Annotated in this window: 18 protein-coding genes; 3 read left to right on the forward strand and 15 right to left on the reverse strand. The window is 65.6% G+C overall.

Translation table 11 applies throughout. From position 1 onward, the window contains the following. Positions 1 to 19: 19 nt before the first annotated feature. Positions 20 to 943, forward strand: coding sequence for a methionyl-tRNA formyltransferase (fmt, locus tag OQZ28_RS08770; protein ID WP_458135849.1), 924 nt, complete (start codon positions 20 to 22; stop codon positions 941 to 943). 7 nt (positions 944 to 950) lie between these two features. After that, positions 951 to 1,793, forward strand: coding sequence for a tRNA pseudouridine(38-40) synthase TruA (gene truA, locus OQZ28_RS08775; protein WP_458135850.1), 843 nt, complete (start codon positions 951 to 953; stop codon positions 1,791 to 1,793). A 143-nt stretch (positions 1,794 to 1,936) separates the two neighbouring features. Here truA and OQZ28_RS08780 read toward each other — a convergent pair whose 3' ends face one another. From OQZ28_RS08780 to rpmH, 9 genes are all read right to left on the reverse strand, one after another. Beyond that, positions 1,937 to 2,590, reverse strand: a complete 654-nt coding sequence (locus OQZ28_RS08780; protein WP_458135851.1) for a hypothetical protein — start codon at positions 2,588 to 2,590, stop codon at positions 1,937 to 1,939. Beyond that, complete coding sequence (dapE, locus tag OQZ28_RS08785; protein WP_458135852.1) at positions 2,590 to 3,744, reverse strand: succinyl-diaminopimelate desuccinylase; 1,155 nt, start codon at positions 3,742 to 3,744, stop codon at positions 2,590 to 2,592. The genes OQZ28_RS08780 and dapE overlap by 1 nt, the downstream gene beginning before the upstream one ends. A 37-nt stretch (positions 3,745 to 3,781) precedes the next feature. Further along, positions 3,782 to 4,630 (reverse strand): 2,3,4,5-tetrahydropyridine-2,6-dicarboxylate N-succinyltransferase, encoded by an 849-nt coding sequence (dapD, locus tag OQZ28_RS08790; RefSeq protein ID WP_130730077.1) that lies wholly within the window; start codon positions 4,628 to 4,630, stop codon positions 3,782 to 3,784. A gap of 140 nt (positions 4,631 to 4,770) precedes the next feature. After that, positions 4,771 to 5,676 (reverse strand): acetylglutamate kinase, encoded by a 906-nt coding sequence (gene argB, locus OQZ28_RS08795; RefSeq protein ID WP_130730078.1) that lies wholly within the window; start codon positions 5,674 to 5,676, stop codon positions 4,771 to 4,773. A gap of 75 nt (positions 5,677 to 5,751) precedes the next feature. Continuing rightward, the gene (gene yihA, locus OQZ28_RS08800) at positions 5,752 to 6,417 is read right to left on the reverse strand and encodes a ribosome biogenesis GTP-binding protein YihA/YsxC (protein ID WP_458135866.1); all 666 of its coding nucleotides are present in this window, start codon (positions 6,415 to 6,417) and stop codon (positions 5,752 to 5,754) included. A 14-nt stretch (positions 6,418 to 6,431) separates the two neighbouring features. Then, a complete protein-coding gene (yidC, locus tag OQZ28_RS08805) occupies positions 6,432 to 8,198 on the reverse strand; it encodes a membrane protein insertase YidC (RefSeq protein ID WP_458135853.1) in 1,767 nt (588 codons plus the stop codon). Continuing rightward, on the reverse strand, positions 8,198 to 8,482 hold the full coding sequence (yidD, locus tag OQZ28_RS08810) for a membrane protein insertion efficiency factor YidD (RefSeq protein ID WP_110566655.1): 285 nt from the start codon (positions 8,480 to 8,482) through the stop codon (positions 8,198 to 8,200). The genes yidC and yidD overlap by 1 nt, the downstream gene beginning before the upstream one ends. Further along, positions 8,479 to 8,829: a ribonuclease P protein component gene (gene rnpA / locus OQZ28_RS08815; RefSeq protein ID WP_130730237.1), complete on the reverse strand. Its 351-nt coding sequence runs from the start codon at positions 8,827 to 8,829 to the stop codon at positions 8,479 to 8,481. The genes yidD and rnpA overlap by 4 nt, the downstream gene beginning before the upstream one ends. 75 nt (positions 8,830 to 8,904) lie before the next feature. Further along, entirely contained in the window at positions 8,905 to 9,039 is a 135-nt protein-coding gene (gene rpmH, locus OQZ28_RS08820) for a 50S ribosomal protein L34 (protein ID WP_078526639.1), read from the reverse strand. A gap of 152 nt (positions 9,040 to 9,191) precedes the next feature. On the opposite strand from rpmH, the gene OQZ28_RS08825 reads away from it, so the two are divergent. Further along, positions 9,192 to 9,419: a hypothetical protein gene (locus OQZ28_RS08825; RefSeq protein WP_130730080.1), complete on the forward strand. Its 228-nt coding sequence runs from the start codon at positions 9,192 to 9,194 to the stop codon at positions 9,417 to 9,419. Positions 9,420 to 9,425: 6 nt separating this feature from the next. On the opposite strand, the gene gloA is transcribed toward OQZ28_RS08825, so the two are convergent. The 6 genes from gloA to OQZ28_RS08855 all read right to left on the reverse strand — a co-directional run bounded on the left by gloA (position 9,426) and on the right by OQZ28_RS08855 (position 14,177). Then, a complete protein-coding gene (gloA, locus tag OQZ28_RS08830; RefSeq protein WP_458135854.1) occupies positions 9,426 to 9,821 on the reverse strand; it encodes a lactoylglutathione lyase in 396 nt (131 codons plus the stop codon). Positions 9,822 to 9,835: 14 nt separating this feature from the next. Beyond that, complete coding sequence (locus OQZ28_RS08835) at positions 9,836 to 10,705, reverse strand: LpxI family protein (protein ID WP_458135855.1); 870 nt, start codon at positions 10,703 to 10,705, stop codon at positions 9,836 to 9,838. After that, entirely contained in the window at positions 10,695 to 11,546 is an 852-nt protein-coding gene (lpxA, locus tag OQZ28_RS08840; protein WP_130730238.1) for an acyl-ACP--UDP-N-acetylglucosamine O-acyltransferase, read from the reverse strand. The genes OQZ28_RS08835 and lpxA overlap by 11 nt, the downstream gene beginning before the upstream one ends. Positions 11,547 to 11,649: 103 nt before the next feature. Then, positions 11,650 to 12,135 carry a 3-hydroxyacyl-ACP dehydratase FabZ gene (gene fabZ / locus OQZ28_RS08845; RefSeq protein WP_078528062.1) on the reverse strand — a complete coding sequence of 162 codons (486 nt, stop codon included), beginning with the start codon at positions 12,133 to 12,135 and terminating at the stop codon, positions 11,650 to 11,652. Between the two features lie 94 nt (positions 12,136 to 12,229). After that, entirely contained in the window at positions 12,230 to 13,312 is a 1,083-nt protein-coding gene (lpxD, locus tag OQZ28_RS08850) for a UDP-3-O-(3-hydroxymyristoyl)glucosamine N-acyltransferase (protein WP_458135856.1), read from the reverse strand. Positions 13,313 to 13,322: 10 nt separating this feature from the next. Then, positions 13,323 to 14,177: an OmpH family outer membrane protein gene (locus tag OQZ28_RS08855; protein WP_458135857.1), complete on the reverse strand. Its 855-nt coding sequence runs from the start codon at positions 14,175 to 14,177 to the stop codon at positions 13,323 to 13,325. Between the last annotated feature and the right edge of the window lie 6 nt (positions 14,178 to 14,183).

Consider the following 14,183-nt stretch of genomic DNA (forward strand, 5'->3'; position numbering starts at 1 on the left):
CAGAACGGACCCACACCACATGCGACTGGCCTTCATGGGCACGCCCGATTTTGCAGTGCCCGCCCTGCGCGCCCTGCATCAGGCCGGGCATGACATCGTTACCGTCTATAGCCAGCCCCCCCGGCCTGCGGGCCGTGGCAAAAAGCTGCGCCCCTCGCCGGTGCATCTTGCCGCTGATGGACTGGGCATTCCCGTGCGTACCCCGCTCTCGCTGCGGCGCAATGCGGAAGAACATGCCCATTTCCGTGACCTGAAGCTCGATGCCGCCGTGGTCGCGGCCTACGGGCTGATCCTGCCTGTCGAGATGCTCGATGCGCCCGCGCGCGGCTGCCTGAACATCCATGCCAGCCTGCTGCCGCGCTGGCGCGGGGCAGCACCCATACAGGCCGCCATCCTGGCCGGCGACAGCGAAAGCGGCGTGACCATCATGCAGATGGATGCCGGGCTGGACACCGGGGCCATGCTGCTGCGCGACCATGTGGCGCTGACCGACCACACCACGGCCACCACGCTCCATGATGACCTTGCCGCCATGGGCGGCCGCCTGATCGTGGACGTGCTGGCGCAGCCACCCCACCCCGGCACCCCCCAGCCTGAAACCGGCGTGACCTATGTGCAGCGCCTGAGCCGCGAGGACGGCCGCATTGACTGGACCCGTCCTGCCGCTGAAATCGACCGGCAGGTGCGCGCGCTGACCCCCTGGCCGGGCACGTTCACCACGCTGGACGGGCAGGTGATCAAGATCGGGGCCGCAGGCGTGGCGCAGGGCAACGCGCAGGCAACACCCGGCACGGTGGTGGATGACACACTGCGCGTGGCATGCGGCGGGGGCACGACCCTGCGCATTACGCGCCTGCAACGCCCCGGCCGGGGCATGATGGAGGCCGCCGACTTCCTGCGCGGGCAGGCCGTGGCCGCTGGCACACGGCTGGGCGGGGCGTGACCCACCAATGACCGAGACCACGCCCCCGCTCCCCGCCATTCCCACCATCCGCCCTGATGACATTGCCCCGCCTTCCGTCTGCCGCTGGGCCGTGCTGCTCGAATATGACGGACGGGGCCTTGTGGGCTGGCAGCGCCAGTCGGCGGAGGATCTCGTATCCGTGCAGGGACTGCTGGAAGGCGCCGCGCGCAACCTGACCGGCGGCCGCACGGTGCGCAGCATCACGGCAGGCCGCACCGATGCGGGCGTGCATGCTGCGGGACAGGTCGCGCATCTTGATTTTCCCGCCGATGTCACGCTGTCGAGTGCCACGGTGCGCGACGGGCTGAATTTCTACATGAAGCCCCACCCCGTCGTGGTGCTCATGGCGCGCCCGGTGCTGCCGCACTGGAATGCCCGCTTTTCCGCCTGCGCGCGCGCCTATCGCTACCGTATCCTCAACCGTTCATCACGCCCTGCGCTTGATGAAGGGCGGGTCTGGCACATCAAGGCCCCGCTGGATGTGGACATCATGCAGCGTGCGGGCAGTTGCCTGCTCGGGCGGCATGATTTCACGTCCTTCCGTGCCTCGGCCTGCCAGGCGCGCAGCCCCGTGCGCTCGCTCGAGCGGCTCGATGTACGCCGCGAGGGTGAATACGTGGTGGTTGAAACCGCGGCCCGTTCCTTCCTGCACCATCAGGTGCGCAACATGGTCGGCACCCTGAAGATGGTGGGGGAAGGCCGCTGGGAGCCGGAACGGGTGGCCGAGGCCCTTGCCGCCCGCGACCGCCGCGCCGCAGGCCCCACCGCCCCGCCAGACGGGCTGTGCCTGACGGCGGTGAGCTATGAGGACAATCCCTTCAGCCGGTAAAGCCCGGTTTCAGGAGACTGTCTGAAAAGTTAGCTCAGGAAACAGCCGGCAATCATAAGAAAGCTTCAAAGAACGCCGCCTTTTTGAAAAAAGGCGGCACCCAAAGCTTTTATATTTTCCAGGATATTACCGGGCCTGACTTTTCAGACAGTACCTTGATGCGGCTGCGCCTGCTGGACCATGAGCGGGTAGAAAAAATCATGCCATGCCCGCTGGTGGGGAGAAAGCAGCCCCGTCGCGGCAACCAGCAGCCCGAGGCTGCCCAGAATGGCCACCACCAGCAATACCGCCTGCCCGCGCCGCAGCAGCAGCCCCACGCGGGCGACGTACCAGGTCAGCCACAGGCTGTAGCCAAACTCAACGCCGTTGAGAATGCCCGCCCCCATCGCTGATTGCAGCAGCTTGGGCGAGGCCAGCGCCATGAGCAGCGCCACCACGAGGCCGACAAACAGGGTGACCCAGTCCGTCCACCATGTCGCGGTGATATAGCGCATCCACAGCCCTTCACGCTTCCAGTGGCGGGCCAGTGCGTTGGTCACGACCGCAGGCAGCAGGATCAGGCACAGCGCGAACAGCACCTTGACACCACTGATGGCCTGCGGGGCAGCACCCAGCGTCAGGCCGCCGAGCACCAGCCACATCGCCAGCCGGGGGGCGAGGGCCGCGAGCACGGAATCGCGCGTATTGCCAAAATAGACGATTCCCTCCGCGCGACCCCGTCCCAGCAGCATCATGCCTTTGAGAATACCGCCAAACCCTGATGCGTTCGGGGTCTGAGAGGGGCCGCGATCGGACATTAGCCCATTACCTTTTCAAGAAAACCAGAATAGATCGCCGTCAGCTGCTTCAGGTCGGCCAGTGCCACATGCTCATCCACCTTGTGCATGCTGGCCCCGACAAGGCCGAATTCGGCCACCGGGCAGTAGCGGCTGATGAAACGGGCATCAGACGTGCCGCCCCCGGTATCCAGCTTCGGCACATGGCCCGTTACCGCGCGCACGGCCCGGCGCAGGGCCTCGACCGGGGCATCGGGCGTGGTCAGGAAGGATTCCCCGCTGATGGCAATCGCCACATCCGCCTTGGGCGCGTGCCGGGCCACCACCGTGCGGATCCAGCCTGCAAGGTCCGCACCGGTATGCAGGTCGTTGAAGCGGATGTTGAGTCGCGCCTGCGCGCGTGCCGGTATGACATTGGTTGCCGTATTGCCCACGTCAAGGCTGGTGACCTGCAGGCTTGAGGGCTCGAACCACTCGCTGCCCGCGTCAAGCGGGGCCGCCGTCAGTTCGCCAAGCAGGGGGAGCAGCCGGTGAATGGGGTTATCCGCCCGGTGCGGGTAGGCCACATGCCCCTGCGCGCCATGCACGGTAATGCAGGCGTTCAGGCTGCCACGCCGCCCGATCTTGATGACCTCGCCCATCCCGCCCGGATTGGTGGGCTCGCCCACCACGCAGAAATCGGGGATCTGCCCGTTGGCCTGCATCCATTCCAGCACACGCACGGTGCCGTTGGTGGCAGGGCCTTCCTCATCGCCCGTAATCAGCAGGCTGATCGTGCCCTGGAGCCTTGGCGTCTTTTGCAGGTACAGGCGCACGGCGGCGACGAAGGCGGCTATGCCCCCCTTCATGTCGCATGCGCCACGGCCGAACAGGATGCCGTCGTGTATTTCGCCGCCAAACGGGTCATGTGCCCAGGTGGCATCACCCACCGGCACCACATCCGTATGGCCCGCAAAGCACAGATGCGGGTGCCCCGTGCCAAGGCGGGCGAACAGGTTGGGCGTGCGGGCGGCCCCCTCGCCAAAGGGCAGCAGGGTCACGCTGAAGCCGATGCCCTCGAGCACGGCGGCCAGCGCGTTGAGGGCACAGCCATTATCAGGCGTGACGGAAGGGCAGCGGATCAGTGCGCGCGCCAGCGCCACAACGCCACCGGGGTCCTGTTCCGGACCAGCCATTCCATCATCCGCCATCAGGTTGTGCCTCCGTTGCCGATCAGCCGCGCAGCAGCTCGTTGATCGAGGTCTTGGAGCGGGTGCGCTCGTCCACGCGCTTGACGATCACGGCGCAATCCAGAGACGGCAGCGGCTTGCCATCGGTCGAGGTGGCCTGGCGCGGCGGCAGGGTGCCGGGCACCACCACCGAGTAAGCAGGGACGCGCCCCATGAAGACCTCGCCCGTGGCGCGATCCACGATCTTGGTGGACGCGCCAAGGAACACGCCCATGGACAGCACGCTGCCGCGCTCGACCACGACACCCTCGGCCACTTCCGAACGCGCGCCGATGAAGCAGCCATCCTCGATGATGACGGGCGCCGCCTGCAGCGGCTCGAGCACGCCGCCAATGCCCACGCCGCCACTGATGTGGCAGTTCTTGCCAATCTGCGCGCAGCTGCCGATCGTCACCCACGTATCGACCATGGTGCCGCTATCAACATACGCACCGGCATTGACGAAGCTGGGCATGAGCACCACGCCCGGCGCGATGAAGGCCGAGCGGCGCACGATCGAACCGGGAACCGCACGGAAACCGGCGGCAGCGAAGGCGGCCTGATCCCAGCCAGCAAACTTCAGCGGCACCTTGTCATAGCTCGGCGCGCCCGCGCCGCCGCCCTCAACCAGGCGGTTATCATTGAGGCGGAAGGACAGCAGCACCGCCTTCTTGAGCCATTCATTCACCACCCAGCCGCCAGCGCCCGGCGTGGCCACGCGCAGCTTGCCCGAATCCAGCGCCAGAAGGGCGGCTTCAACGGCATCACGGTCGGCGCCGGTCGTGGCGGTGGACAGCGTCTCGCGACGCTCCCACAGGGCCTCGATCTGGCTCTGGAGGGATGTATCGGTCATATCGGCAAAATCCTGTCTGGGCTGGTTTTCCCGGCCTGTCATGGCCGCAAACCTGTATTAATCTGCCCGCGGACCATGCGGAGGATCAGGGGGAATGTCAACGCACTCCCCTGCCCCGCCAGCCCGCGTGGCACTGCGCATCATGCGCTGCGAATGAGGGTTCCGGGCCCGGCTTCGGTAAAGAGTTCGAGCAGGCAGGCATGCTGCACCCGGCCATCGAGAATGACGGCGGCCTTGGCGCCGGCGCGGACGGCCTCGAGGCAGGTTTCCACCTTGGGAATCATCCCGCCCGAGATCATGCCGCTGGCAATGCCCTTGCGGGCGTCCTCGGCCGTGAGTTCGGGGATCAGTTTGCCATTACCATCAAGCACGCCCGGCACGTCGGTCAGCATCAGCAGGCGGCTGGCATTGACCGCGCCCGCGATGGCGCCGGCAGCGGTATCGGCATTGATGTTGTAGGTCTCGCCATTCGCACTGCTGCCAATTGGCGCAATGACCGGAATCAGCCCCGAGCCTGACAGCGCATAGATCACGCGCGGGTCGATGCGCTCGGGCTCGCCCACGAAGCCAAGGTCGAGCAGGCGATCGGTTTCAACGCCGTTTTCCCGCGCGCGGCGGATGAGCCTGCGCGCGGTGATCAGCCCGCCATCCAGCCCCGAAATGCCGACCGCCAGCGCGCCAGCGCGGTTGATGAGGCCCGCCACCTGCTTGTTCACCTTGCCGCCGAGCACCATCTCGATCACGTCGATCATGGCGGCATCGGTCACGCGAAGGCCGTCGATGAAGGAGGATTCGATCTGCAGGCGCTTGAGCATGGCGCTGATCTGCGGGCCACCGCCATGCACCACCACAGGGTTGACGCCCACCTGCTTGAGCAGGGCGATATCATGGCCGAACGCGGTGGACAGCGTGGTGTCAACCATCGCGCTGCCGCCATATTTCACCACGACCGTATCACCCGCATAGCGCCGCAGATAAGGCAGCGCCCTGGCCAGAACCTCGGCGCGTGCCTGTGCGTCCTGATCAGCCGATCCTGTTCCTGTCATCCGAACGGTCCCTTCGCTCCTGACTGCTTCATATCCATTGCCCCGCCACATCACGGGGGCGGGCCCGCATGCGGCCTAGACCGGGTTGGCCAGGCGGGCGAGTTCGGCCCGCAGTTCCTCGATCCCGGTTCCGGTCGTGCTGCTCGTGGCCAGCACATCGGGGAAGGCGGCGGCATGCGCGCGCACGATCTCACCCACTTCGCGCAGCTTGGCTGCGAGCGCGGGCGGCTTTGGCACATCGCACTTGGTCAGCACGACCTGAAAGGTCACGGCCGCGCGGTCCAGCATCTTCATGATCTCTTCGTCGCTGGCCTTGAGTTCCACCCGGCTGTCAAGCAGCAGCACCACGCGGCGCAGCGTGGGCCTGCCACGCAGGTAGGAGAACATCATGCCCTGCCAGTCTTCCTTCACCGCCTTCGCCGCCTTGGCAAAGCCGTAGCCCGGCATGTCAACGAGCGTGAGGCGGTCGGCAAGTTCAAAGAAGTTGAGCTGCTTGGTCCGCCCCGGCTCGGACGAGGCGCGCGCCAGCGCCCTGCGCCCGGTCAGCGCGTTGATGAGGCTGGACTTACCCACGTTGGAGCGGCCGGCAAACGCGATCTCGGGCAGGATCGGGTCGGGCAGCTGCCCAAGCTTCTGCGCGCCAAACACGAAGTTGAATTCACCGGCAAACAGCACGCGACCGGTCTCACGGTCGCGTTCCATTTCCTCTGGCGTGCGGGCTGGGGTCGAGAAATCCACCATGTTGGTCCCTGCGGTCATTTCTTCCCGGCCGGCAGCTTGGCCTGGCCGGTCGCTGCTGCGGCGGCCTTGGTGTTCATGCGGCGCTGGATCACGGTCTGCTGCAGCATGGTCAGCAGGTTGTTCCAGCAATAATAGATCACGAGGCCAGCGGGCTGGCGCGCCATGAAGAAGGTGAAGATGATCGGCATGAACTGGAACATCTTCTGCTGCGCCGGATCAACCGAAGGGGCCGGGTTCAGCTTCTGCTGGATGAACATGGTCAGCCCGAACGCCATCGGCCACAGGCCAAGCTGGAGCATGGGCGAGATGACCGAGGGATCCCACGGGATCAGCCCGAACAGGGTGAACAGGTTTGTCGGGTCAAAGGCCGAGAGGTCATGGATCCAGCCAAAGAACGGCGCGTGACGCATCTCGATGGTCACGTACAGGTCCTTGTACAGGCACCAGAACACGGGGATCTGCAACAGCATGGGCAGGCAGCCGCTGGCGGGGTTCACGCCTTCCTGCTTGTACAGCCCGATCATCTGCTGGTTGAGCGCCATCTGGTCGTCTTTATAGCGCTCGCGCAGGGCTTTGATCTTGGGCTGGAGCTGGCGCATCTTGCCCATGGAATGGAACTGCTTGGTGGCCAGCGGGAAGAACAGCGCCTTGACCAGCAGGGTGAACGCCATCAGCGCGAGGCCAAAATTGCCCAGCATGGTGTTCAGCCAGTCCAGCACCGTGAAAATGGGGCGCGTGAGGAACGCAAACCAGCCGAAATCAACCGCTTTCCAGAAATCGGGGATATGCAGGCTGGATTCGTATTTCTCCAGCAGCGGCACTTCCTTCGCGCCGGCAAAGACATGGCTCTCGGTGCTGGCCTCGCCGCCTGCCGCCACAACCAGCGGCGCGCGCGCGGTAAAGCCGACATCATAGATGCCCTTGTCCCCGCCCTGCGAGAGGAAGGCGTAATTGGCCGCGACATCGCTATCCTGCTGCGGAATCACGGCAGACAGCCAGTATTTGTCGGTAATGCCGGCCCAGCCACCCTGGCCGGACTTGGACCACGCGATGTTGCCCGGCGGCACGGCTCCCTTGCGCAGCGACTTGTAGGAGCTTTCATCAAGCCGGTGGTCAATGACCGAGATCGGCCCCTCATGCACCAGGTAGCCGCCCGTCTCGACCGGGGTATAGCCACGCTCCACACGAGAGAACGGATAGAGTGACACCCCATCGCTCCCGTGATTGACCACCTTCTGCGTGACCGTGAACATGTAGTTGGGGTCAATGGCGATGGCGATCTGGAACACCTGGCCCTGGCCGTTATCCCAGCTCAGGGTCACGGGCTGGGCCTCGGTCAGCCTGTCGTGGTCGGCGGTCCAGACCGTATTGGCGTCGGGCACGCGCACCTGACCGCCGCTGATGTTGGTCCAGCCGACTTCGACAAGATTGGGCTGCTCACCGCCACGCGGCGCGAGCACGCGCACCAGCGGGCTGCCGTCCTTGACGGTTTCATGGTAATTCTTGAGCACGAGGTCATCGAGCCGCGCGCCACGCAGGTCAAGCGAGCCAGCCACCCGGCCAGCATCAATCGTGACCCGCGGATCGGGCGCGTCGGGCTTTGCCGCCTGGTCAGCCGCAGGGGTGGCAGCAGCATCGGCTGCGGCAGGAGCAGGCGCCGGTGCTGGCGCGGGAGCCTGCTGCTCGACCGTCTTATGGTTCTGCTGTGGCAGGAAATACTCGAAACCGACCAGCACTACGGCAGACAGTGCCGTTGCCACCATAAAACGCTTGATATCCATCAGCGACCCGCCAGACTTTTACTGTTTTGCATGCCACAGCCGCAGGCCGTGCCCGGAACAGGGTCGTGACCGCCCGCGTTCCACGGGTTGCAGCGCAGGATGCGCCACCCGGCCAGCACGCTGCCACGCCCTGCCCCATGAAGGGCAATCGCGTCACGCGCATAATGACTGCATGAAGGGGAGAAACGGCAATGCGCGCCCCAGATGGGGCGGATCACCAGTTGATAGGCGCGAATCATCGCGCGCAGCACATGGGCAGGCAGGCTGATGGAAGACGTGCTCACGATCCTTCCTTCACCCCGGCCTTGCTCAGGGCCTTGCGGTAATCGGCCAGAAGCGACTCGAACCGCCGCCCCCGCGTGCCAGAACGGCCTATGACCACGATATCGACGCCCTCAAGCGCCTGCTCGCGACCCAGAATCCGCACCACCTCGCGCAGGCGCCGCCGCACGCGGTTACGCACGACGGAATTACCTACTTTTTTGGTAACGGTAAAACCAAAGCGGGCGGCATCCGCATCACCGCGTTCAAGCGCCTGCAGCACCAGCCCCGGCATGGGAGCCTTGCGCCCCCTGGCCGCGACCCGCAGGAACTCGGCGCGTTTTTTAAGACGCGTGGACTGATCGGCCACTTCAAGCCGCCCCTTTGTAGAGACATTCATCGTTGCAGGCCCCTGAAGGCCCGTAACGTAAAGACGTCACCTGCCTCAGGCAGAAAGACGCTTGCGGCCCTTGCTGCGACGGTTTGCAACAATCTTGCGGCCACCAACGGTTTCCATACGCGAACGGAAGCCGTGGCGACGCTTGCGGACCAGCTTCGAGGGTTGATACGTGCGCTTCACAACGGCACTCCCAGATTGACAATGACAGACAGGTTACGGAATAAATTCCATCAGGCCCCGCACCATGCGCACGACCCGAGCGGCGCCTTATACTGCCGCTTTCGGGCAACGTCAATGCTGCCCGCCCTTTGAGCCCGAACCGGATGATTTCCATGTCCAGCCCCTCCCCCGACTCCGCCACTTCCATGACCGAAGCGCTCAGGCGGCATATCCACGACATTCGTGGCCACCTCTCGCCTGCCATGCTGCGGGCGGATTCGCTGGCCCTGAGCAAGGATGAGCGCACCCGGGCCGCCGCGCGCGACATTATTGCAGCCCTCGAGGCCACCACGAAGGAACTCAGCGCCATGCGCCGCCTTTTGCCCGCGCGCCAGCCCTGACCGTAATCAGGCGTGGGGCTTTTCGATCAGTTCGATCTTGTAGCCATCCGGGTCTTCCACAAAGGCGATGAAGGTCGTGCCGAATTTGACCGGCCCCGGCTCGCGCGTGACCTTGCCGCCACCGGCGCGCACCTTCTCCACCAGCGCCTTCACATCCGGCACGCCCAACGCGAAATGGCCAAAGCCGGTGCCCACGTCATAGCCGTCATCAACGCCCCAGTTATAGGTCAGCTCGATTTCGGCCTGGCCTGCGACATTGTCGCCATAGCCAATGAATACAAGAGTGTATTTGCCTTCCGGCACCACCTTGCGCCGCAGCTCCTGCATGCCCAGCAGGTGGTAGAAGGCAAGGCTTGCCTCGAGGTCGCGCACGCGCACCATGGTATGGAGGTAGGTTCCCACTGGTGTCTGTCCCTTCAGGTTGTTCTTGCGTCCCCGCCTGCAAATCCAGCGAGGAACAGTCCGGCCTCATCCGCCATGGCAATGCACGCAGCGGGATCGGTCATCAGCGTGGCCCCGACCTCGATGGCAATGCCGCGCAGCCCCGCTGCCGCAGCCCCCGCTACCGTGCGCGGCCCGATGGTGGGCAGGTCGGCGCGGCGCTCCTGGTCGGGCTTGGCCATTTTGACCAGAACGCCGCCCGGCCGGTCGGGTTGCCGCAACGCGCCCACGCGCTCGAGCATGCGGTCGGTACCTTCCAGCGCCTCGACCGCCAGCACCAGCCCACCCTGCACCACGCAGCCCTGCCCGATATCAAGCGCGCCCAGCTGGCGCACCACTCGGCGGCCAAGTTCCATATCGGCCAGGGCGGCTTTATCAGGTGCATGACGCCCCATCGCGCCCTGACGGGCCACGGAACCGGCAAGATATTCATGCGCGCCGCGAATGGTGAAACCTTCCTCGCCCAGCACGCGCACGATGGCGCCCAGCAGGCCGTCATCACCCGCGAAAAGGGCCTTGCCGATGCGCGCGAGAATGCGCGCACCCGTGGCATCAGGCCGTAGGTTGACAAGGGAGGGCCGCCGCACCGGGCCAATCAGCACCAAGTCGCGGCAGCCATGTTCATGCAGGGCGGACAGGATTTCACCTGCCGCGGCAAGGCGGATCATGCGGTGAGGCCAGGGGCCGATCACATCCGGCTCGGCAAACCCCTGAAAGCCCACAATAAAAACCTGCCCCCCGGCCTGCGTTACCGCACGGGCCACCTGGCCGGGCAACGGGCCGCCACCGGCAAGGATGCCGACACACCGCCCCGCAGGCCGAGCGGCTTCCCGCTCAGGCGCCATCGCTCTCGATCATGTCGCCGCTTTGCACGCGCACAAGCCCGCGATGGCTGGGAGCTGCGATAAAATCGAGAATTTCAACCACGCGCGCATCATCGCCATAGGTCTTGCGCACCTGCTCGAGCCGGGTCTGGAACACGGTGCCGGTAGCATGCGCCGCCTTGGGGTACAGACCGCGGAAGGCCTGGCGCATACGCCGGATCTCATCGGGCTGCACGCCGTTGCGCCGCAGCCAGATCCAGTGCAGCCCCACCAGCCGCGCCCGGTTGCCCAGCACGCTGCCATACGGGATCACGTCAGCCTCCACGCCACACACGCCGCCCACAAGGGCCGCGTGGCCGATGCGCACGAACTGGTGCAGCGCTGCCGCCCCCATGATGCGGGCATCATCGCCAATCGTGACATGGCCGCCCATGACCACGTTATTGACGATGATCACCCCACGCCCGAGCGTGCAGTCATGCGCCACATGCGAGTTGGCCATGATCAGGCAGTCCGGCCCGATGCGGGTGACGCCCGTGCCAGTGGCCGTGCCGCGGTGAATGGTCACGTTTTCACGGATGATGGTGCGGGGCCCCACCACGCACGCGGTCGGCTCGCCCCTGTATTTCAGGTCCTGCGGCGCCATGCCCACGGTGGTGAACGGGTAGCACACGACCCCCGCGCCCAGCGTGGTATGGCCATCAACCACCACATGCGAGATCAGTTCGGCATTATCGCCAATCTCGACATCAGGCCCGACCGTGCACCACGGCCCGATCCGGACCCCGCTGCCAATGCGCGCCCGGCTGGAAACAATGGATGACGGATGGATTTCAGGCGCTTTGTCACGCCGTTCATCCAGTTGGGTACCGTTAGATGAACTTCCTGCCAGAATAGCCTCCATCCCCGCAAGTAACTGTGGCTTCACAAACCTTGGGCCGCGCTGCGGCCCGTTCCCTGCGGGATTACCCCATGATCATGGCGCTGAATGTCGCCTCGGCAACGGACACGCCATCAACGCGCGCAACGCCCTTGAACTTCCAGACATTGGCGCGGCTGCGTTCCTTCTCCACATGAATGTGCAGCTGGTCGCCCGGGCCCACGGGGCGGCGGAACTTCGCGCCGTCGATGGTCATGAAATAGACCAGCTTGCCCTCAAAGGCCTGGCCGAGCGTCAGCACCACGAGGGTTGCCGCCGTCTGGGCCATCGCCTCGATGATGAGCACGCCCGGCATGACGGGGCGGGCAGGAAAATGCCCCTGGAAATGCGGCTCGTTGACCGTGACATTCTTGATGCCAACCGCCGACTGCCCGAGCACGATATCGACCATGCGGTCAATCAGCAGGAACGGATAGCGATGGGGAATCGCTTCCATGATCCGCATGATGTCAATCGATTCCAGGGTCGCGGGCTTGGCGTCCGCTGGCAGTGCCTCTACTTCTTTATCCACGTCGTCCAACCACTTGTTCGGTAAGGAAGGGAAAACCTGCCACCAGACGGGCCAGGCGCCTCCTACCGGTTGAATATCTGATGACGTCTGGCGATCAGGCCCTGTCGGCCTTTTCCCCGCCGCCATCCTGCGTCGTTTTCCTGGCCATGCGACGCAGAAAGGCCACGTTCCGGAAGAATTCCCGGAAAGGCATCGCCGGACTGCCGATCACATCGGCCCCGGCATCCACATCGGACATGACACCACACTGCGCCCCGATCCGGGCCTTGGCACCGATCTTGATGTGCCCGATCAGCCCGGCCTGCGCCGCGACGGTCACGAAATCACCCAGTTCGGTGGAACCGGAAATCCCTGCCTGGGACACCACGATACAACAGCGCCCCAGCCGCGCATTATGGCCAATCTGCACCAGATTGTCGAGGCGCGAGCCCGCGCCGATCACGGTATCACGGATCGACCCGCGATCCACCGTGGAATTGGCGCCGATCTCCACCCCGTCTTCCAGGATGACACGGCCAAGCTGCGGCACGTTCTCGAAACCCTCGGGCGTTACGGCAAAGCCGAACCCGTCCTGCCCGATGCGCGCGCCGGGCAGCAGGGTCACCCGCTCGCCCAGCAGCGCGTGCGAGATGGCGACATGCGCGCCAATGCGGCAACGCGCGCCGATCTCGACACCCGCGCCAATGCTGGCATGGGTGCCGATATCAACCCCCGCCCCCACGCGCACCCGCTCGCCCAGCACGGCAAACGCGCCAATGGCGGCGGTGGGATCGATCTCGCAGCCCGTGCCGATCACGGCGCTGGGGTGAATGCCGGGGGTCACCGGCGGCGCGGGATAGAACAGGGTGGCGATGCGCGCCCATGCCTGGTACGGCGCGCGCGACACGAGGGCCGCCGCATGCGCGGGCACCTTGTCGGCAAAGGCGGGGGCCACGATCACTGCGCCCGCGCCCGTGCCTTCAAGCAGGGGCAGGTAACGGCGGTTATCAAGAAAGCTGACCTGCGCGCGCGTGGCAGATTGCAGGGGCGCTATGCCGGTAAACCGGCATGTCCCGTCCCCCTCCTTCGCTGCGCGCAGCTCGGCCCCGCTGCACCGGGCCAGATCAGCCAGACCGAAAGGCCCCTGCGTGACAAAGAAGCGTGGATCGCCCGGTATGTTGTCCGGCGTCACTGTCATGAAACGGACCTTAATGCTTGGCGGGCGCAGCGGCCGCCGGGGCGGTAGCAGGCCTGTCGGCATCGGCCGTGGTGGGCATGGTGCCCGATTTGGCCAGCACTTCGGGGTCGGCATCGGCTGCGGGGATGAAGACGGTGGGCAGCACCGCGTTGAGCTGGGTCGCCACCTGCTGCGTGATGTCAAGCGGCTCCTGGCTCAGGGCCACCTGCTCACGGTGCAGGACGAGGTTCATGCTGCGGCTGGCGGCCACCTGGCGAATGATCTGGACCAGTTCACGCTCGATCTGGCCCAACGCCACCTGGGCCGCCTCCTGGATCACGCGGTTGCGGTTGCGGAAATCCTTCTGCGCTGCCATGACCCGCTCCTGCAGCTTGCGCTCCTGGGCCTGGATCTGGTCGGATGACATGGTCTTCGCCTGGCCCTGCAGCTTCTGCTGTTCATCGCGCCAGCCTGCCTGCTCTTTCTGCGCCTCACGGGCAAGGTCATCGCGCCGGGCGCCGAGCACGCGCTCGGCCTGCTGGGCCGCACTCGACAGGCGCATCACTTCCGGCACGCTGATCACGCCAATAACGGGCGCGGGCGGCGGTGCGCTCTTGGGCACGTCAGGCGCCTTGGGCACGGGCGGCAGCGGCAGGATCGGCGGATTCTGGGACTGCGCTTCCTCGGTATCGGACGGGGCGGCGGCGAGCGGCATGGGGGGCGCCGCCTCATGCTGGGGGGCATGGGCCGCGGGCTGCGCGGCCTTGGGCACGAACCAACCGGCATTGCCGCCGGCTCCCTGCGCATGGGCGCTCGATACGGCCTGATATCCCCACCCGAGCAGAGCGGTTGCGGCAAGCAGACGGATGCCGGATTTACGCAACATTATCAC

This window comes from Komagataeibacter sp. NFXK3 (assembly GCF_054182245.1).